19 protein-coding genes are annotated in these 17701 nt (G+C 60.3%); 3 read left to right on the top strand and 16 right to left on the bottom strand.

The genetic code is table 11. From position 1 onward, the window contains the following. Nucleotides 1–15: 15 nt before the first annotated feature. The 12 genes from HCG46_RS23835 to HCG46_RS23780 all read right to left on the bottom strand — a co-directional run bounded on the left by HCG46_RS23835 (nucleotide 16) and on the right by HCG46_RS23780 (nucleotide 10884). Nucleotides 16–582 carry an AAA family ATPase gene (locus tag HCG46_RS23835; protein WP_209009606.1) on the bottom strand — a complete coding sequence of 189 codons (567 nt, stop codon included), beginning with the start codon at nucleotides 580–582 and terminating at the stop codon, nucleotides 16–18. Nucleotides 583–664: 82 nt separating this feature from the next. Next, entirely contained in the window at nucleotides 665–1504 is an 840-nt protein-coding gene (locus HCG46_RS23830) for a fumarylacetoacetate hydrolase family protein (RefSeq protein WP_075284566.1), read from the bottom strand. Between the two features lie 36 nt (nucleotides 1505–1540). Then, nucleotides 1541–2836, bottom strand: coding sequence for an L-fuconate dehydratase (locus tag HCG46_RS23825; protein ID WP_168687619.1), 1296 nt, complete (start codon nucleotides 2834–2836; stop codon nucleotides 1541–1543). Nucleotides 2837–2859: 23 nt separating this feature from the next. Continuing rightward, nucleotides 2860–3594: an SDR family oxidoreductase gene (locus HCG46_RS23820; RefSeq protein WP_023001330.1), complete on the bottom strand. Its 735-nt coding sequence runs from the start codon at nucleotides 3592–3594 to the stop codon at nucleotides 2860–2862. 18 nt (nucleotides 3595–3612) lie between these two features. Further along, the gene (locus HCG46_RS23815; RefSeq protein ID WP_168687618.1) at nucleotides 3613–4065 is read right to left on the bottom strand and encodes a MaoC/PaaZ C-terminal domain-containing protein; all 453 of its coding nucleotides are present in this window, start codon (nucleotides 4063–4065) and stop codon (nucleotides 3613–3615) included. A gap of 3 nt (nucleotides 4066–4068) precedes the next feature. Then, nucleotides 4069–5142 carry a Gfo/Idh/MocA family oxidoreductase gene (locus HCG46_RS23810; protein WP_168687617.1) on the bottom strand — a complete coding sequence of 358 codons (1074 nt, stop codon included), beginning with the start codon at nucleotides 5140–5142 and terminating at the stop codon, nucleotides 4069–4071. Continuing rightward, nucleotides 5135–5464 (bottom strand): L-rhamnose mutarotase, encoded by a 330-nt coding sequence (locus HCG46_RS23805; protein ID WP_168687616.1) that lies wholly within the window; start codon nucleotides 5462–5464, stop codon nucleotides 5135–5137. Before HCG46_RS23805 ends, HCG46_RS23810 begins: the two co-directional genes overlap by 8 nt. Before the next feature lie 3 nt (nucleotides 5465–5467). Continuing rightward, the gene (locus HCG46_RS23800; protein WP_023001326.1) at nucleotides 5468–6589 is read right to left on the bottom strand and encodes a mandelate racemase/muconate lactonizing enzyme family protein; all 1122 of its coding nucleotides are present in this window, start codon (nucleotides 6587–6589) and stop codon (nucleotides 5468–5470) included. Nucleotides 6590–6593: 4 nt separating this feature from the next. Then, nucleotides 6594–7691 (bottom strand): sn-glycerol-3-phosphate ABC transporter ATP-binding protein UgpC, encoded by a 1098-nt coding sequence (ugpC, locus tag HCG46_RS23795; protein WP_023001325.1) that lies wholly within the window; start codon nucleotides 7689–7691, stop codon nucleotides 6594–6596. A 2-nt stretch (nucleotides 7692–7693) separates the two neighbouring features. Next, on the bottom strand, nucleotides 7694–8560 hold the full coding sequence (locus tag HCG46_RS23790) for a carbohydrate ABC transporter permease (protein ID WP_031269448.1): 867 nt from the start codon (nucleotides 8558–8560) through the stop codon (nucleotides 7694–7696). A gap of 2 nt (nucleotides 8561–8562) precedes the next feature. Further along, nucleotides 8563–9459: a sugar ABC transporter permease gene (locus HCG46_RS23785; RefSeq protein ID WP_023001323.1), complete on the bottom strand. Its 897-nt coding sequence runs from the start codon at nucleotides 9457–9459 to the stop codon at nucleotides 8563–8565. 108 nt (nucleotides 9460–9567) lie between these two features. After that, nucleotides 9568–10884, bottom strand: coding sequence for a sugar ABC transporter substrate-binding protein (locus tag HCG46_RS23780; protein ID WP_152507924.1), 1317 nt, complete (start codon nucleotides 10882–10884; stop codon nucleotides 9568–9570). Between the two features lie 176 nt (nucleotides 10885–11060). Here HCG46_RS23780 and HCG46_RS23775 point away from each other — a divergent pair, with 176 nt between their 5' ends. After that, entirely contained in the window at nucleotides 11061–11843 is a 783-nt protein-coding gene (locus tag HCG46_RS23775) for an IclR family transcriptional regulator (protein WP_023001321.1), read from the top strand. A 65-nt stretch (nucleotides 11844–11908) separates the two neighbouring features. Next, nucleotides 11909–12745 carry an amidohydrolase gene (locus tag HCG46_RS23770; protein WP_168687615.1) on the top strand — a complete coding sequence of 279 codons (837 nt, stop codon included), beginning with the start codon at nucleotides 11909–11911 and terminating at the stop codon, nucleotides 12743–12745. 76 nt (nucleotides 12746–12821) lie between these two features. Here HCG46_RS23770 and HCG46_RS23765 read toward each other — a convergent pair whose 3' ends face one another. The 4 genes from HCG46_RS23765 to HCG46_RS23750 all read right to left on the bottom strand — a co-directional run bounded on the left by HCG46_RS23765 (nucleotide 12822) and on the right by HCG46_RS23750 (nucleotide 16650). After that, on the bottom strand, nucleotides 12822–13958 hold the full coding sequence (locus HCG46_RS23765) for a carbohydrate ABC transporter substrate-binding protein (protein ID WP_168687614.1): 1137 nt from the start codon (nucleotides 13956–13958) through the stop codon (nucleotides 12822–12824). Beyond that, nucleotides 13955–15115: a CaiB/BaiF CoA-transferase family protein gene (locus tag HCG46_RS23760; protein ID WP_168687613.1), complete on the bottom strand. Its 1161-nt coding sequence runs from the start codon at nucleotides 15113–15115 to the stop codon at nucleotides 13955–13957. The genes HCG46_RS23765 and HCG46_RS23760 overlap by 4 nt, the downstream gene beginning before the upstream one ends. Before the next feature lie 6 nt (nucleotides 15116–15121). After that, a complete protein-coding gene (locus HCG46_RS23755; protein WP_168687612.1) occupies nucleotides 15122–15688 on the bottom strand; it encodes a MaoC family dehydratase in 567 nt (188 codons plus the stop codon). A gap of 500 nt (nucleotides 15689–16188) precedes the next feature. Further along, nucleotides 16189–16650 (bottom strand): MarR family transcriptional regulator, encoded by a 462-nt coding sequence (locus tag HCG46_RS23750; RefSeq protein ID WP_286133830.1) that lies wholly within the window; start codon nucleotides 16648–16650, stop codon nucleotides 16189–16191. A gap of 117 nt (nucleotides 16651–16767) precedes the next feature. Between HCG46_RS23750 and HCG46_RS23745 the strand changes: the two genes are divergently transcribed. Beyond that, entirely contained in the window at nucleotides 16768–17700 is a 933-nt protein-coding gene (locus tag HCG46_RS23745) for a PDR/VanB family oxidoreductase (RefSeq protein ID WP_168687611.1), read from the top strand. Nucleotide 17701 lies beyond the last annotated feature (1 nt).

Here is a 17701-nt window from a genome sequence, read left to right as displayed (position 1 = left end):
ATTGGCGATGTCGATCTAGTGCTGCGTCTCCTGGTGCCTGGAAAGACAATCCAGGATGAAATCCGCTCGCTTCCCGACATCCGTCTTCGGCAAGATGATTTTCTCGTAGCCAAGTTGGCCGTAGGCATCGAGCAATCGCTGGTATTCTCCGATAGCTTCATCCAGACCGTGCTGCCGGTCGGCGTCTATGGCGTAAATCTCCGGCCAGGGCGGTGTCAGAAAGACCTGAAAATGAAATCGGTTCGTTTTGCCGAGGGTGTCTGACACGGCTACGCCGGTCGCGAATTCCAGGGCAACTGCTGCGTCGATCAGGCTTCGGTCGAAGAAGACCCATCCTTCAGAGCTGTTCAATCGCTCCCTGTCACGGAATGACATGTCGATCGCTCTTCTGGCGAAGGCTTCGAGATTGACCCAGGGAAGCGCCCTCCCCTCAGCTTGCTGCTCTTCGGCGACGATCCTCCTGCCGGGTTCCGGCACGGTCTCGAAACCCCGTCGTTCCAGTTCCGCCAAAAGCGTTGACTTTCCGCCACCCGAACATCCGGACAGGATGACGTGCCGGCGGTAGGTATCGTTTTGCATCATGATTTCCTTATCAGATGCGGGCGTCTGGACTGTCAGGCGACACCCTTTGTTGGAGAGTGTCGCCATCACGGCAAAAGCTACGTTAAGCCTTGCCCACGTTTTGCCGCTGGACGCCAAGTCCTTCAATGCCCAGCTCGATCACCTCTCCGCCCTTCAGATAAATTGGCGGTTTCTGTCCCATGCCGACGCCCGGAGGCGTGCCGGTGGAAATGATGTCGCCCGGCTGCAGGCTCATGAACCGGCTGACATAGCTGACCAGGTGGGCGACACCGAAGACCATGGTCTCCGTCGACCCGTCCTGGTAGCGCTTGCCGTCTACTTCCAGCCACATCTTCAGGTTCTGCGGATCGGAAACCTCGTCCCGGGTCACCAGCCAGGGCCCTGTCGGGCCGAAGGTGTCGCAGCCCTTGCCCTTGTCCCAGGTGCCGCCGCGTTCGATCTGGAATTCGCGTTCGGAAACATCGTTGATGACGCAATATCCCGCGACGTGGTCAAGGGCTTCGGCTTCCTCGATGTAGCTGCCACCCTTGCCGATCACGACACCAAGTTCGACTTCCCAGTCGGTCTTGACCGATCCGCGCGGGATCTTCACGTCGTCATTGGGGCCGCAGATCGCGCTTGTCGCCTTCAGGAAGATCACCGGTTCCTTGGGCACTTCCGCACCGGTTTCGGCGGCATGGTCGGAATAGTTGAGGCCGATGCAGATGAACTTGCCGACATGACCCACGCAGGGACCGATACGGCCTTCCTCGAGCAACGGCAGGGTGGCCGGATCGACGGATGCGATTTTCGCCAGCCCGTCCGGCGTCAGCGTGTCGCCGGCAATGTCGGAAACGAGAGCGGAGAGATCCCGCGGCCGGTTATCACTGTCCAGAATGGCGGGCTTTTCCCGTCCGGCGTCTCCAATGCGGAGAAGTTTCATGGGGTTATCCTTGGTTTTGATGTGTGGCTTGTGACATCAGGCGGCGCCTGCGCCACCGTCTCGAAAGATGTGATGTTCGATGGAGGCCGGTTTCATCTCCACGGAAAAGCCCGGCATCTGCGGCGGCATATAGGCGGCATTGCGGATGGTGCAGGGGTCGACGAAATGTTCGTGGAGATGATCGACATATTCGATCACGCGTCCTTCCCTGGTTCCGGAAACCGCAACGAAGTCGATCATCGACAGATGCTGCACATACTCGCAAAGACCGACGCCGCCGGCATGCGGCCAGACGGGAGTGCCGAATTTGGCTGCCATCAGCAGAACGCTGAGAACCTCGTTGAGACCGCCCATCCGGCAGGCGTCGATTTGCACGATGTCGATGGCACCGCCTGCGATCATCTGCTTGAAGACGATCCGGTTCTGGCACATTTCACCGGTTGCCACCTTCACCGGCGCCACCGCTTCGCGGATCGCGCGATGGCCGGCGATGTCATCCGGGCTGGTTGGTTCTTCGATGAAGTAGGGTTTGGCGAACGCGAGTTGCTGTACCCAGTCGATGGCCTGTCCGACGTCCCACACCTGGTTTGCATCGATCATGAGGAACCGGTCGGGCCCGAGCTCCTCCCGGGCGATCCTCAGCCGGCGGATGTCATCGGCGAGATCGCGCCCGACCTTCAGCTTCACATGGGTGTAGCCTGCCTCGACCGCTTCGTGGCACAGCCGGCGCAGCTTGTCGTCGGGATAGCCGAGCCAGCCTGCCGAGGTGGTGTAACAGGGATAGCCCTGTGCTTCGAGCTGCGCGATCCGTTCCGCCTTGCCCGGTTCCGCCGCTTTCAGGATGGCAAGTGCCTCTTCCGGCGTGATCGCATCGGTCAGGTAGCGGAAATCAATGATGGAAACGATCTCTTCCGGGCTCATGTCCGCGACAAGACGCCAGACCGGTTTGCCGGCCTGTTTGGCCAAGAGGTCCCAGACGGCATTGACGACGGCGCCGGTGGCGAGATGCATGGCGCCCTTGTCCGGTCCGATCCAGCGCAACTGGCTGTCCGAGGTCACGTGACGCCAGAAGCGGCCGGGATTTTCGGAGATCCAGGCAAGATCAAGCCCGGTCACCAGGTGGCGCATGGCCTCGATTGCGGCAACACAGATGTCATTCCCGCGCCCAATGGTGAAGGTCAGGCCATGGCCTTCAAGGCCGTCCTCGTCGGTTTGAAGAACGACATAGGCCGCGGAACAGTCCGGATCGGGGTTCATGGCGTCCGAACCGTCAAGGGTTTCGGACGTCGGGAAGCGGAGATCGTACGTCTTCAGACCGGTGATTGTCGTCACGGGTTCACGTCCTCAATGAAATGTCAGATGGTCCAGCCGCCGTCGATGGCATAGGCCTGCCCGGTGGTATAGGTCGCGTTGGCAAGATGAACTGCGAGATCAGCGATCTCTTCCGGCGTACCGATCCTGCCGATCGGCTGGCGCGCGATGAAGGCGGCCCGGGCGGCTTCATAGTCGCCCTGGGCGCGCAGGCGGTCCTGCAGCGAAGGGCTTTCCACCGTGCCAGGGCAGATCGCGTTGCAACGGATGTTCTGCGCCACAAAATCGGCGGCAACCGCTTTGGTCAGGCCGATCACGGCCGCTTTCGTGGTGGTGTAGACGAAGCGGTTCGGCACGCCTTTCATGGAACTTGCGACGGATGCCATGTTGATGATGGCGCCGCCTCCCCGTTCCAGCATTGCCGGCAGCACGGCCCGAATGGTGCGGATCATGGAGCGCACATTGAGGTCGACCGCAAAGTCGAAGTCCTCGTCTTTCATGTCAAGGATCGAGCCTGCATGAACGAAACCCGCCCCGTTGAAGAGGACGTCCACCGGGCCGGTCTCGGCAACGACGGTCTGGACGTCCATATCCTTCAAAACGTCGAGGCGACGGGTTTCGATCCCCGCTGATCCTTCGAGTTCCGATAGGGCGGTTTCGTTGATATCCGTCGCCACAACCTTCGCACCCCTGGCGGCAAAGGCGAGCGCTGTCGCGCGTCCGATCCCCTGTCCCGCGGCTGTCACCAGAACGGTCTTGTCCTTCACCCAGTCTGTCATGTCGGCTCCCTTTGCCCGTTAGGCGGGCTTGTTCTTTCGTTCAACGATGTGGATGTGATCGGCGACGAGAACCACTTCGTCGCTTTGATTGAGAACTTCCGTCCGCTCGACCACGCGGCCGAATGCCGGGCGTTTCGGGTCATCGTCCTTGGCAACGATGGTCACGCGCGAACGGATGGTGTCTCCGATGAAAACCGGCTTCACGAAGCGCATCCGGTCGTAGCCATAGGAGAAGGCAACCGGGTTTATGACGCTGGCGGTCAGGCCAACGCCGATGGCGAACACCATGGTACCGTGGGCAATCCGCTGGCCGAAGGGCTGGGTCTTCATGAACTCCGCGTCCATGTGATGCGGAAAGAAGTCTCCGGTATGGCCTGCGTGGACCACGAAGTCGGTTTCGGTAATCGTGCGGCCATAGGTGATGCGCTCATGGCCGAGCTCATACTCTTCGAAATAGGTCGTTTGTTCCATGACTTATGGTCTTTGTGCGAGTGGAGTTGCAGGGGACGTGGAGGAGGCATAGGCCGCTTCCACCAGAGCCATCGTGTTCCAGGCGTCTTCGACCGAACTCACCAGCTCGGCGTCCTCGCCGGACGCAAAGCGCTGGAGATTTGCCATGCGGCCGACGAAAGCGTCCGGGAACCAGGCCCCTTTCAGGGGGACGGGGATCCACTCGTCTCCACCCTTGGGGCGGATCTCCAGGATGTCCGGTTCGCCGTGTGGATAGTCGAGATTGACACCGAGCTGCAGATAGGCAGCGCCTTCCGTGCCACACACTCGGAACTCGCAAGCCTGGTGCCGGCGGCCGAACTTGTGATCGTGATTGATGGAGAGCGCACAACGCACCTTGTCGCCGTAGTCGAGGATGGCGCTGGTGCGGGTCTGGGCCATTTCATGGGACGGATGGCCGAGCGATTTCGCGTGCACGCCTTTCGGGTCCCCAAGCACCTGCCGGATCAAGTCGAGATAATGGATCGAATGCATGGTGATCTCGATCCGGGGCAGTCCTTTCAAGAAGGCCCAGAGCTCCCAGGGCGTGGCGAGAGCCAGCCAGGCATCGAAATCGACAACTTCTCCAAGCCAGCCCTTGGCGATGGCGTCCTTGAGGGCGAGCATCATCGGTGCGAAGCGGAGCTGGAAGTTGACGGCGGCGATCAGTTTGCGCTCGCGGCAGATCCTGAGAATATCCGTTGCCTGGTCCAGGTCGCTGCCCATGGGCTTCTGGATCAGCACCGGGGCCCCTTCCGGTAGCAGGCCGAGGACATCGGCATGCACCTGTGGCGGAGTGGCAAGGTCGAAGACCGCACCCGGCACACTGGCTGCTTCCTCCGCGCTGGCAAAGGCCTTGATGCCCCATTGATCCGCCAGAGCCTGCGCTTTGCCGGCATCCGGGTCATAAAGTCCCGCAATCGGAAAGCCGCCTTTCCTGTAAGCGGGGAAATGGGCATCACCGACGATGGAGCCTGCGCCGAAAGTCACGATGGGGCGTGGATTGGCGGGCCTTGGCCAGTCCTGGGAAAGGCTGGCCGGATCGAAAGCTTCAGTCATGATGGAAGACCTCTTCCATCATCGCCCACCACTCGCCGTCCTTTCGGGTGTCTAGCGGCTTCTGGCAGGGCATGCAGACGTCCCACCATTCCTGCGTTTTCGGATCGGCGGCCATCTTCGCCGCGTCGGCCTCAAAGTCCGTGCCATGATATTCCCAGTAGCCGAAGAGCAGATTTTCCGGCTCCTTCAGGAAGATGGAATAATTCCGGATGTTGCATTTGGAGATCATGTCGAGGATCTCCGGCCAGACCGCGGCGTGCAGCCGCTTGTATTCGGTGACTTTCCCCGGCTCGAGACCGATCACCATGCCCATGCGCTGCATGACCTACGCCTCCTGCCGGGTAATTGTGCTGGTGAACTCGGGAATGCTCTTTCCGCGCACCGCGTCCCAGTCCCAATCGATGCCGATGCCCGGTTCGACGGGTGCGAGCGCATGGCCGTTTTCAATTGTCATGCGGCTATTGGTCAGCTCGTCGAGCTGCGGAATGTACTCGACGTATTTGCCGTTCTGCACGGCACAGGTCAGGCTGACGTGCAGCTCCATCAGGAAGTGCGGACAGATCGGCATGTCGAAGGCTTCTGCAGCATGAGCGACCTTCAGCCAGGGGGTGATGCCGCCGATCCGTCCGGCATCGACCTGCACCACAGAGCACGCTCCGGCCTGCATGTATTCCCGGAAATGCCGGATCGAATAGAGCGACTCGCCGACAGCGACCGGCGTAGAGGTTCTCTGCGACAGGCGCACATGGCCACCGATGTCGTCGGCGGGTAGCGGTTCCTCGAACCAGGCAAGGTCCAGGTCCCGCAGGCGGTCGGCGCGCCGGATGGCTTCATCGACGGTGAAGCCCTGATTGCAGTCGGTCATGATCTCATAGCCGTCACCGACGGCGGCACGCACGGCGGCAAGCCGCTCGTAGTCCTCGGAGACATGCGGGCGGCCGATCTTGACCTTCGATCCGGTAAAGCCCTTTGCCTTGGCCGCAAGAGCATCCTCGACCAGGGCTTCGGTTTCGATATGCAGCCAGCCGCCTTCGGTCGTATACAGCGGGCAACGGTCCTTGGCTCCACCCGCCAGCTTCCAGAGCGGCAGCCCCATCTTGCGCGCGCGCAGGTCCCAGAGGGCCGTGTCGATGGCGGCAAGCGCAATGGAGGAAATGGCGCCGATCGTGGTGGCGTGGGTGAAGAACTCCAGTTCGTGCCAGATGCCCTCGATCATGTCTGCGTCACGGCCGATCAGAACCGGGGCGAGATGGTCCGCAAGAAGCCGCATGACCGACGATCCACCGGTGCCGATCGTATAGCTGTAGCCTGTGCCCGTCGCACCGTCCGCATCGGTAATCGTGACGATCGGTGTTTCCTGGCTGACGAAACTCTGGATCGCATCGGTTCGCTTGACCTTCGGAACCAGGTCGACCATGCGCAGTTCGACTTTTTCAATCCGTGCCATGCGTTCAGCTCCTCAAGGTCTGTTCGGTGGCGGCATCGAAGAGATGTGCCTGGCTGAGGTCGAAACTGAGATCGATCTTGTCACCGGTGTGCAGCGCCTTCGGGTTGAGCATGCGCGCAATCCAGTCCTCACCAGCGAACTCCGCAAAGACCAGGGTCTCGTTGCCGAGCGGTTCGGTGATCGAGACAGGCACCTGCGTCGTGTGCACGTCATGGGCCTCGCCGGAATGCAGGCCATGTCCCGCCGGATACAAATCGTCCGGTCTCAGTCCGAACACGACCTTCTGGCCGACGCTGACCGCGTTCCGGAATTGCATCGGCAGCGGAAGGCTGGCGCCATTTGCGAAGGCGAGCTTGCCATCGTCGATGACCGCTTCGCGCAGGTTCATGGTCGGCGAACCGATGAACCCGGCGACAAAGCGGGTCCTTGGGCGCTGGAAGACTTCCTCCGGCGTGCCGACCTGTTCGATATGGCCGTCGCGCATGATCACGATACGGTCGGACAGGGTCATGGCTTCCACCTGGTCGTGGGTCACGTAGATGACCGTCGACTGGACCTTGGAATGCAGTTTCTTGATCTCCGTGCGCATCTGCATGCGCAGCTTGGCATCAAGGTTGGAAAGCGGTTCGTCGAACAGGAACACATCCGGATTGCGCACGATGGCGCGGCCCATGGCAACACGCTGGCGCTGGCCGCCGGAAAGTTGGGACGGCCGTCGTTCCAGAAGGGCCTCGAGGCTGAGCGTGCGCGCCGCTTCCGCGACCGCCGCATCGATCTCTGCCTGAGATTTTCCGGCGATCTTGAGCGAAAATCCCATGTTCTCTGCAACCGTCATATGCGGGTAGAGCGCATAGGACTGGAAGACCATGGAGATGTTGCGTTGGCGCGGCGGCAGGTCATTGACCACCCGGTCGCCGATGTGGATTTCGCCACCCGAGATGTCCTCCAGCCCGGCGATCATGCGGAGCGAGGTCGACTTGCCACAGCCGGACGGGCCGACCAGCGCGATGAACTCCCGGTCCTTGACCTCAAGGTTGATGGAATGAACCACCTCCAGTTGCCCGTATTTCTTGACCAGGTTTTTCAAAGAGACGGTAGCCATGTCTATCCCTTCACTGCGCCGGAGGTGAGGCCGGAGACGAGGTGTTTTTGTACGATGAATGTCAGGGTGAGTGCCGGAATGATCATGACCACGGCCAGCGCGCACATGCCCCGCCAGTCGATGGTGAATTCGGCGGTGTAATCCAGCAGACCGACCGGTAGCGTCTTGGAATTGGTCGACCGGGTGAGCTGGGATGCCAGCGCGAATTCGTTCCAGGAAATCAGGAAGGCGAAGATACCGGCGGAGGCGATGCCTGAACGCGCCAACGGAAATTCAACCTGCCAGAAGGCTTGCCACCGGGTGCAGCCGTCGATCTGGGCCGCTTCCGCAAGATCCCGGGGGACCTGGCGGAAGAAACCATCGATCAGCCAGACCGTGAAGGGCACGTTGAGTGCCACATAGGCAAGGATCAGTCCGAAGTGGGTGTCGATGATGCCGATCTTGGCATAGACGAAGAACAGCGGCAGTGACAGCGCGATCCCTGGCACGGTCCGCGTGAGCATGAAGCCGAGGAAAATGGCCGACTTGCCGCGGAAGCGGTAGCGCGCAAACGCGTAACCACCGGCCATGCCGACCGCCAGGGCGATCACGGTCGAGGTGACCGAGATGATCAGTGAATTGCGGAAATACTCCAGCACCGGAATGCCGCCTTGGCCAACGCCGGAGAACATTGCCACATAGGCATCGAACGACAGCTCGCGCGGGATCCAGACCGGCGGTTTGGCCATGATCTCGACTGTCGGGCGGAGCGAGGAAAGAACGATCCAGACCCCCGGCAGACAGATGATCGTCATGGCGAGGAACAGTCCGATCAGGTGGCCGGCCTTCAGGAAACGGCCCTTGAGGCGATGTGCGGTATTCTCGTCCATGATCACCACTCCGCGCCGATCTGCTGGCGGGCCTTCGCGAGTTGCCGGAAGAACAGCGCCGTGAACAGGATTGAAAGAAGAATGGCGATGTAGGCCATGGCGTTGGCCAGCCCCATGCGCGCGTCGGAATAGGCGGTACGGGCAATCATCGTCCAGAGGATCTCGGTACGCCCGGCAGGGCCGCCATCGGTCATGATCTTGACGATGTCATAGGCGCGCGCGATGTCGAGCGAACGGATGGTCATGGCGATATAGGCAAAGGGCATGATGAACGGCCAGGTCACATAGCGGAAGCTCTGCCACGAGGTGCAACCGTCCACCTTGGCCGCTTCCAGCGGCTCGCGCGGCATGGCCATCAGGCCCGCCAGAATGAAGATCGCGAAGACCGCAGTGGACGACCAGATTTCCGCAATCAGGATGGAAATGAAGGCAAGCTGTCCGTCGATCAGCCAGGGAATGGCGATATCCGTGAGCCCGAGCGATTGCAGGGCGTTGTTCACGACACCGATGTTGTCGTTGAACATGAACTTGAACTGGAAGCCGACCAGAACCGGCGAGAACATCATGGGAAACATCATGATGGTGCGCAAGATCCGCTGTCCGCGTGTGGCCTTTTCAACAAGCAGCGCCAGGCCCAGGCCGAGCAGCATTTCCAGGTTGAGCGCGAAGGTCAGCAGCAGCACCGTGCGGCCGAAGGCGACCCAGAAATCCATGTCCGTCAGAAGCCGCACGTAGTTGCGGAAGCCGATGAACGTATAGATCGTGTCCGGCCGGGTCAGGCGGAACGGCGTGAAACTTGAATACAGTGACAACAGGAGTGGCACGACCACCACTGCCGCCAGGACGATAAACGCCGGCAGCAGCAGAAGCACATGCGGCGCGGGCTTCCAGCCTCTCATTCTATCCTCATATCGTTTTACGAAAGGAGCTAGCCGACCCGCGAATGTCGCGCGCGGGAAACCCGGCGGGATCAGGCGCGGCAGGGCCGCGCCTGTCCTTGAGCGAGCTTAGAGCTCTCCGGCATCCTGCAGGATTTCGGTGGCCTCGGCCGCTGCATCGTCAAGTGCCTGCTGGGGCGTCTTGTCGCCGAGGATGGCAGCCTGCAGCTGCGGGTAGACCGCGTTGGAGATCTCGATCCAGGACGGAGACTGAGGAACCGGGTAAGCGCCTTTGGCGGCTTCCTGGAAGGCCTGCAGAACTTCCTTGCGGAACGGGTCGTCGGAGGCTTCCGCGATCACCCAGTCCCAGACGGCGTCGCGCGTCGGCAACGGTCCACCGGCTGCTTCCTGCTTCTGGCTGTCCTCGTTGGTCAGGAACCAGACGAGGGAAGCTGCGGCTTCCTTGTTCTCGCAGTTTTCGGTGACGGAGAAACCGTGATGTCCCGACCATCCGGTCCGGGCACCCGAGGACCCCTTGGGCGGTGCAACGACACCGACATCGCCGGCCACCTTGGAAGCACCCGGGTCGTTGAAGAAGCCGGCCCAGCCCGGCCAGTCCAGGTTGATGGCAACCGTGCCGGAGGCAAAGCCCTGGCCGAGGTCGTCCCAGAGGTAGTTGGTCGTACCGGCGGGAACGGCTTTCGCTTTGTAGAGATCTACGAACCAGTTGAGCGCACGCACACCGGCTTCCGAATTGAATGCAGGCTTGCCATCTGCATCCAGGTATTCGCCACCTTCCGCGCGCAGCATTTCATAGAAACGGCCGTTGATGGCCTCTTCCTTGCCGGCAAATTGCGTGCCGTAGAAGTCCGGCGGATTGGCGAAGAACTCGGCCTGATCGGTCACCTGCTGCCAGGTGTCCGGCGGCGTCAGGTCATAGCCGAATTTTTCCTTGAACTTCGCCTTGTTGTCTTCGTCCGCATAAAGGCTCTTCTGGTAGTAGAGCGCGGAAACATCGAACTGGGCGCGCGGCAGCATCACCAGTTTTCCGTCAAGCGTCGAGGCGGAGATGTTGGCATCGACGAAGGCGTCGATTTCGTCCTTCGGCAGCAGTGCTGCAAGGTCGGTGTAGATGCCCGGATACTGGGGCGCGAAGGATGAGTGGTTCGAACCCACACACCAGTTCAACGCACCCACGGCGATGTCCGACTTGATCTCCTTGTCGAGGTCGAAGTGGTTCTTCTTGGAGATGACGTTGACCTTGGCCCCCGTCGCCGCCTCCCATTCGCCGATGCGCGCGTAGAGCTTTTCGTACTGCTGGCCACCGATCAGCTTGGCATCGATCGTGACCCCGTCAAACTTGCCCGGCAGATCCTGCGCGAGCGCAGAGCCAACGGCAAAAAGAGCGATAACGCCGGCGGACGCGCCGGCCAGTAGATTTTTCATGAGCCTCCTCCCGAGACTTTCAAAGAAGGCGGGTGCCCGCCCAAACAACTCACTAATGAGTGGTTCATTTATATACAAACATGCTCTTCATTTATGGTCAAGCTACTCCGGCGCATTCTTGTTTGTTTTTCGAGCAGGGTGTGCGTATATGAATATTGCACTTCATGGAGAAAAGTATGGAACAGGAAGAGGATCGATACCGGGCGCCCGCCCTCGACAAGGGGCTCGATATTCTTGAACTTCTTGCAGGCATTGACGGCGGATTGACCCAGGCGGAGATCGCCAAGCATCTCGGCCGCAGCCCCAACGAATTCTACCGCATGCTGGACCGGTTGGTGCGTCGGGGTTACGTCACAAGGATCGACGGTGACCGCTACTCGCTGACACTCAAGCTCTTCGGTCTGGCGCAGTCCCATGCGCCGGTCCGCCGTCTCGTTTCCTTTGCAACGCCCTTCATGCGCGACCTTGCGGAAAAGACGCTCCAGGCAAACCAGCTCTCCGTCTTCGACCGTGGATCGGTTGTCGTCGTCGCGCAGCAGGAGGCGCCGAGCTACTGGGGGATTTCAATCCGCGTCGGCTCGAATATTTCGCTCTATGACACCGGATCCGGTCACGTTCTTCTGGCCTTCAGGCCGCAAGAGGAGCGTCTGATGATGATCAACGAATATTCCCGCAGCACCGAACATCCGACCGTCGAGAAGGAGTTCTTCGACCGGCTCGACCAGATTTCGGAACGTGGCTACGAAATGATGCCGAGCCTCCAGACTGCCGGTGTCTACAACCTGTCCGCTCCGATCCTGAGCCCGGACGGACGGGCCATCGCGGCACTGACTGTTCCTTTCATCACGCTGGTGAACACCCCGCAGGCCCCCGACATCACCGGGACGCTGGAACTTCTGACCAGGACCGCGCGACAGTTGTCGGAACTGACCGGAACGGACGGCAAATCGGCCGAATAAATTCTTATTTGAATAATCTATTTTCCTGTGGAAGGATTACCCGGCTATTTGCGAGGAGGAGCAGCATGATCGTCGACACCCATCTTCATGTCATAGACCGGTCGGCTCTGGAGTATCCGTGGCTGGCGGGTGTCGAACCGCTCAATCGGGACTGGACATATGAGACCTATGCCCGTGATGCGCGGCGCGCAGGCATTTCGACCACGCTTCATATGGAGGTGGATGTCGCTGAACCCCTCATCGAAGCTGAGACAGGATATGTCGGCACTCTGGCAAACCGGCCGGACAGCCTCATCACGGGGGCAATTGCATCCTGCCGTCCCGAGAAGGAAAGCTTTGCTGCCTATCTGGAGCGGCAGCAGGCAAATGAGCTTGTGAAGGGTTTCCGGCGTGTGTTGCACGTCATGCCGGACGAGTTGTCTGATCAGCCTTTATTTCGGGAAAACCTGAAGCGCCTTGGCGGCACGCGCTTCTCCTTCGACCTCTGCGTCCTGCCCCGCCAGCTTGAGCGGGCAATGGAGCTTGTCGATCTGGCTCCCGACGTCACCTTCATACTGGACCATTGCGGTGTACCGGATATCGCCGCCGACGAACGCCAGCCCTGGCAGGAGCGGGTTACGGAACTCGCAAAACGCCCCAATGTCTGCGCCAAGATCTCCGGGATCGTTGCCTATGCCGATCCTGAAAGCTGGATTGCCGAGACCCTGCGCCCATGGGCCGAGCACACCATTCAGGCATTCGGCTGGGACCGTGTTGTCTGGGGCAGTGACTGGCCGGTCTGCACGCTCGGTGGCGGCTTGCTGGCATGGGTTGCTGCGACCCACGCCTTGCTGGAAGGCGTCAGCGAGGATGAACGTACAAAGCTGCTGTCTGGAAACGCAAACCGTATCTGGCAGCTTTGACCAACTGAACCGCGCCCCCAATGTGATTGGAGGCGCGTTTGGACGGTTGTCCGCAGACGCATTGTTTTGGAAGGGCTTACTCAAAACTCCCGGCGAAAAGCGCATTGATGTCGCCGATGACGGATTGCGCTGTCTCACCACCTTGCAGGCCCAGGTTCAGCCGTTCTGAAGCCGCTGCCTGAAATGCCATGTAGCCCTTGTGGCGCGGACGGACCCAGGCGTTGTCCAGGGTCCGGCGGGTGTTGCGGTAAAAGCCGTTTGTCGCTTCATTGACGGTCTCGTCAGACCAGCCGTCCGCATGACCAGGCTGGCCTCCGGCAGCTGCAAAAGGCCCGCTCTGCACTAATCCGCTTGCGATCCAGAGAGCGAAGTCCGCAGCCTTCGAGACATGGTTCGAAAACGCGGAAACGGCAATGCCGGTGCCGCCAAGTGCGGAGCCCGTCGGGCCGTTGTCGCCGGCAGTAGGGATATCGGCAAAGGACAGGCGTTTCGGCCTGAAGCCTTCGATACCGTAGTTGACATACCCGTAGATCAGGGGAACACAGGCAATCGGGCTGTCCGTCTTGCACATCTCCTCAAAGATCGCGATCGGATCCATGCCATAGCACCGGTCAGGAACGTGCCGCATCAGGCGCGAGATCAGCTCATAGACCGGTGCGCCGTTCTCAATCGAAACAAGCTCGCCCGGTCCTGTCGTCGTGCAGGGTGTTCCAAGGTTTGCCGACAGGGTGAAGAAGGTCATCAGCGAGTGGGGCGGGCGCATCGGGATCAGCACCTTGCCCGCTTCCGCCAGTTCAAGGACTTCGTCGAAGCGTGTGGGTGCCGCGCCGACGAGGTCTGCCCGATAGGCCTGGATCTGTGCGGCGGCGTCGATCGGATAGGCCCACTGGTGACCCTCCCAGAAATAGCTTTCATAAGAACCGCCGACACTGCCATTTGCGACGGCCTGCCGGTTTTGCGGGTCCCCGTGACTGTCGAGTGGAGCAAGACAGTTCTGCGTGGTGATTTCACCAACGTGCGGATGGTCGATGACGATCAGATCATACTGGCGCGCGAGATCTTCGACCGGGTAGGATTCGAAGTCCTGAAGCGAGCGCTTGTCCCAGTCGATCCCGACACCCGTCTGCTCTTCCCAGAGCTTCGAGCAGGCAACCATGGGCTCGTAGCCGCGCGGATGGCTCCAGGTCATGCCTTTCAGGCGAACGGTGCTCACAGGCCGAACTCCTTTTCGATCGCGGCCGTGTGTTCGCCGACGCGCGGTGCAGCCCGGGCGATTTTCGGACGGGCGCCGTTCACTCTCAACGGGGAACGGGTTGTCAGGATCGAGACATTGTCTTCACGCTCGACGCGCTGCAGCAGGTCCAGACCGTTGAACCCTTCGCTTTCCAGCAGGCTGTCCCAGTCGAGCACCGGCGCACACCAGATGTCGGCGGGTTCGAAAACGGACATCCAGTCGTCGACCGTTCGTTCGGCTATCGCGCCTGCGATCAGCTTCTTGATCGTCTCGCGTTCGGAAAACCAGACCGCCGGATCGCCGCAATAAGGCTCGAGAGCTTCCAGTTCCATCAGGTCACGCAGTTTCGGGATCGGCGTCATTGCAACCGCAATATACCCGTCCTTTGCCTCATACACGCCGTAAGGCGCGGAGAGATAGGCATGGGCGTTGCGGAAACCGGACCGTTTCGGCATGCGCCTTCCGTCGTTGAGATAAGTGGTCAGAACCTCGAACTGAAAGTCGACCAGAGCTTCGAGAAGGCTGGTCTGGACATGGCTGCCCTTGCCGGAAACACCGCGCCGGACGAGGCCTGCAAGAAGGCCCTGTGCCAGGGCAGCCCCTGCAAACATGTCGCCGACGGCAAGCCCCATCGGTACCGGGCCGTCACCATCGTTGCCGCTGAGCCACATGAGGCCCGAACGGGCCTGGGCAAGCAGATCCTGCCCTGGGCGGGCAACCCATGGGCCGTCTTCCCCGTAACCGCTGATCGAGCCGTAGACCAGACCCGGATTGATTGCCCGTACGGTCTCGTAGTCGAGGCCCAGCCGTTCGATCACGCCGGGCCGGAAATTCTGGACCAGCACGTCGGCCTTGGCGATCAGGCGCTTGAGACGGTCTATGTCCTCCGGCTTCTTCAGGTCGACGGCGAGGCTTTCCTTGCCGCGGTTGATGGCGTGAAAGATGGTCGAATCCCCGCCGATTTCCGTGTCGCTCAGATAGAGGCTGCGCGACAGGTCTCCGGAGCCTGGCCGTTCGATCTTGATAACGCGCGCGCCAAGATCCTGCAGGCGCAGAGTGGCATAGGGACCGGAGAGAAACTGGCTCATGTCGAGCACGGTGATCCCGGCGAGCGGTAGTTCTGAAGTGGAGTTCATGTCGGTTCAGGCCCGGTTTTCAGGTTCTGTCCGGTCCGCATGGGCGGCCGGATTGCGGTATTTCACGGTTTGCAGATGCTCGCAGTAGAGGACGAGTTCCCCTGCCCCCTTGAAGACTTCGTAGGACGCCCGAATGAGGCCCATCTCTTCGTATTTCGGCTTCTTGTCGAGGTTTGTCCGGACCGTATAGATCGTGTCGCCAATGAAGACCGGCTTGATGAAGCGCAGCTTGTCGTAGCCATAGGAAAACGCGTTGACGCAGTTGGTCGCGACAAGGCCGAGGCCTGCGGAGAAGACGAACGCTCCGGCAACCAGTCTCTTGCCGAAGACCCCTTCCGTTTCTGCGAACATCTGGTCCTGCACATAAGGGTGAATGTCGACGACCAGCGTGTTGAAGAGGTGGCTTTCGCCTTCAGCGATCGTCCGACGCAGGGAACGTATGCAATGCCCCGGCTGCCAGTCTTCGTAAAACCAGTTTTCCGAATTCCAGACCGGGATGGCCGCATGCGCCGCCGGCATATCCTTCGGCAGCGTGCTGGCGATCCCGACCGTCGGTGCGAATGACGTTTCCATGGCTCCTCCCAATTTCTTATGTGAATACTATATTCACATATGATTTTTAGAAGCAAGGGCTCTGTTCTTCCCGGTGCATGACTGGAAGGCGCCATCGCAGGCCCCGCAGGCAATGAGCCAACAGAAAAGAAGCTGCAGCGAACTGGGTGTGCCGATCCATTCAGGGAATTGTCCGGGCGTGCGCGGGATTCGTCAGGAATGGAACCGGAAGTGCGGCATCTGTCGTTCGGGCCGAGCGTTCAGCCGGCCATCAACTCAAGTATAAAACGGTCTGGTGTGCCGCAGCAGCCAACCGCAACCGGAACTGCAGTGCACGCAGAGCCAGGCGATTGTGGTGGGTTAAGTGGGCAATGGGCAGAATGACAGCCAGGCAAGACGGCTATTGCGGCCATTGGCGTCAAGGCGCCGGCGAGGCTGAAGAAGAAGAACCGCGAGACTGTCAGCGATCCTGATGTGCTTTGCCGTCGTCCGTCACAGCAAGAACAACCAGCGCCAGACGCCTATTCGTTGGCGCTGTTCCAGCTGTTGAGGGATGCCAGGAGCCGTTCCAGGGACGGCTTGATCCGGTCCGCATCCGATTGGTTCAAGGCAGACAGCAGGGTTCTTTCGTGTTCCCTTGCCTCTTCGACCACTTCGGAGCTCAGCTTCTGCCCGGCGTCGGTCAGGTGAACGCGGACGCGGCGGCCATCGCCCTTGTCGCTCTTGCGCACGACCAGACCTCGCTTTTCCATCTGATCGACAATACGCGTCATTCTGGATTGCTCCAGAAGGGAGTATTTCGCCAACTGCGTGATCATCAGTCCGTCCTGATCGTAAAGGCAGGCAAGAACCCGCCATTCCGGAACGCGCAGGCCCAACTCGCGCACACGGAGGTGAAACTGGTGGCTTGCCGCTTCGCTTGATGCTGCCAGCAGGTACAGCAGGTAAGAAGAAACGAATTTTTCCGGCGTCAGGGTCAACACCCCCTCCAACTATGCACCTGTTTTCAAAGTGTCATTTATCCCGGACAGATCGGGAAAAAAAGAGGCTTGACTCATTTTATATGAAATTTCATATTTTTTACAGGAGGAGGCATTGCGGTGAAACTTGTTCTTGAAGGTGTAGAACCGGAAACCGATCAGATTCGTGTTTTCAGGTTTCGGGCGGAAGCCGGCGGGTCATTGCCGGGCTATGAGCCCGGTGCGCATGTCAAATTCGATCTCGGTCCTTTGGGCGAACGGGAGTACTCCCTGATCGACTGGCCGGAGACTGATGACCTCTATACGGTCGCGGTTCAGCGGGAAGAGAGCGGCCAGGGCGGCTCCAAGGCCATGCATGCCCTGAGCGCTGGTCAATCGATCTCCGTCAGCGAACCGAAGAACGACTTCCCGCTTGCCGAAGATGTTCCGCACGTCCTGCTTCTGGCCGGCGGCATCGGCATCACGCCGCTCATTTCGATGGCGACCCGGCTGAAATCGCAGGACCGGTCTTTCGAGCTGCATTATTCTGCTCGTTCGGCTGCGCGGATGGGGTTCGCCGACAAGCTGAAGAACGCCTTCGGTGACAACGCCCGTTTTTACCTTGACGACACGGACCCGCTCGATCTGGCCGCACTGATGAAAGCCCAGCCCTCCGGAACGCATCTTTATATCTGCGGCCCGAAGGGAATGATCGATGCCGCACGCGCTGCCGCGACCGCAGCCGGACTGGCGGAAGAGGCCATTCATGTTGAACTCTTCACTGCCCCCCAGGCGCAGTCCGGCGATGCGGCATTCGAGGTGGAGGTACACAGCACGGGACAGGTTGTGACCGTAGCCCCGGACCAGACCATCATCCAGGCACTGGAAGATGCCGGCCTCGACGTCATGTATGACTGTCAGCGCGGCGACTGCGGCATCTGCCAGACGGATGTGATCAGCGGTACGCCCGATCACCGCGACGTCGTGCTGTCGGATGCCGAGAAGGCATCGGGAAAGGTCATGCAGATTTGTGTCAGCCGCGCGAAATCCGCGCGACTTGTCCTCGATCTTTAGG

This window comes from Labrenzia sp. PO1, assembly GCF_012273635.1.
GTDB classification, from domain to species: domain Bacteria; phylum Pseudomonadota; class Alphaproteobacteria; order Rhizobiales; family Stappiaceae; genus Roseibium; species Roseibium algicola.
Note: the sequence above shows the minus strand (reverse complement) of the source record. Positions and strands in the feature narration are given on the sequence as shown.

Excerpts from the sequence above, each read along its gene's own strand:
- HCG46_RS23805 (WP_168687616.1), bottom strand. The coding sequence starts at position 5,464 with ATGCAGCGCATGGGCATGGTGATCGGTCTCGAGCCGGGGAAAGTCACC.
- HCG46_RS23775 (WP_023001321.1), top strand. The coding sequence starts at position 11,061 with ATGGAACAGGAAGAGGATCGATACCGGGCGCCCGCCCTCGACAAGGGG.
- HCG46_RS23800 (WP_023001326.1), bottom strand. The coding sequence starts at position 6,589 with ATGGCACGGATTGAAAAAGTCGAACTGCGCATGGTCGACCTGGTTCCG.
- HCG46_RS23760 (WP_168687613.1), bottom strand. The coding sequence starts at position 15,115 with ATGAACTCCACTTCAGAACTACCGCTCGCCGGGATCACCGTGCTCGAC.
- HCG46_RS23770 (WP_168687615.1), top strand. The coding sequence starts at position 11,909 with ATGATCGTCGACACCCATCTTCATGTCATAGACCGGTCGGCTCTGGAG.
- HCG46_RS23835 (WP_209009606.1), bottom strand. The coding sequence starts at position 582 with ATGATGCAAAACGATACCTACCGCCGGCACGTCATCCTGTCCGGATGT.
- HCG46_RS23830 (WP_075284566.1), bottom strand. The coding sequence starts at position 1,504 with ATGAAACTTCTCCGCATTGGAGACGCCGGACGGGAAAAGCCCGCCATT.
- HCG46_RS23810 (WP_168687617.1), bottom strand. The coding sequence starts at position 5,142 with ATGACTGAAGCTTTCGATCCGGCCAGCCTTTCCCAGGACTGGCCAAGG.
- HCG46_RS23815 (WP_168687618.1), bottom strand. The coding sequence starts at position 4,065 with ATGGAACAAACGACCTATTTCGAAGAGTATGAGCTCGGCCATGAGCGC.
- HCG46_RS23780 (WP_152507924.1), bottom strand. The coding sequence starts at position 10,884 with ATGAAAAATCTACTGGCCGGCGCGTCCGCCGGCGTTATCGCTCTTTTT.
- HCG46_RS23790 (WP_031269448.1), bottom strand. The coding sequence starts at position 8,560 with ATGGACGAGAATACCGCACATCGCCTCAAGGGCCGTTTCCTGAAGGCC.
- ugpC (WP_023001325.1), bottom strand. The coding sequence starts at position 7,691 with ATGGCTACCGTCTCTTTGAAAAACCTGGTCAAGAAATACGGGCAACTG.
- HCG46_RS23785 (WP_023001323.1), bottom strand. The coding sequence starts at position 9,459 with ATGAGAGGCTGGAAGCCCGCGCCGCATGTGCTTCTGCTGCTGCCGGCG.
- HCG46_RS23755 (WP_168687612.1), bottom strand. The coding sequence starts at position 15,688 with ATGGAAACGTCATTCGCACCGACGGTCGGGATCGCCAGCACGCTGCCG.
- HCG46_RS23820 (WP_023001330.1), bottom strand. The coding sequence starts at position 3,594 with ATGACAGACTGGGTGAAGGACAAGACCGTTCTGGTGACAGCCGCGGGA.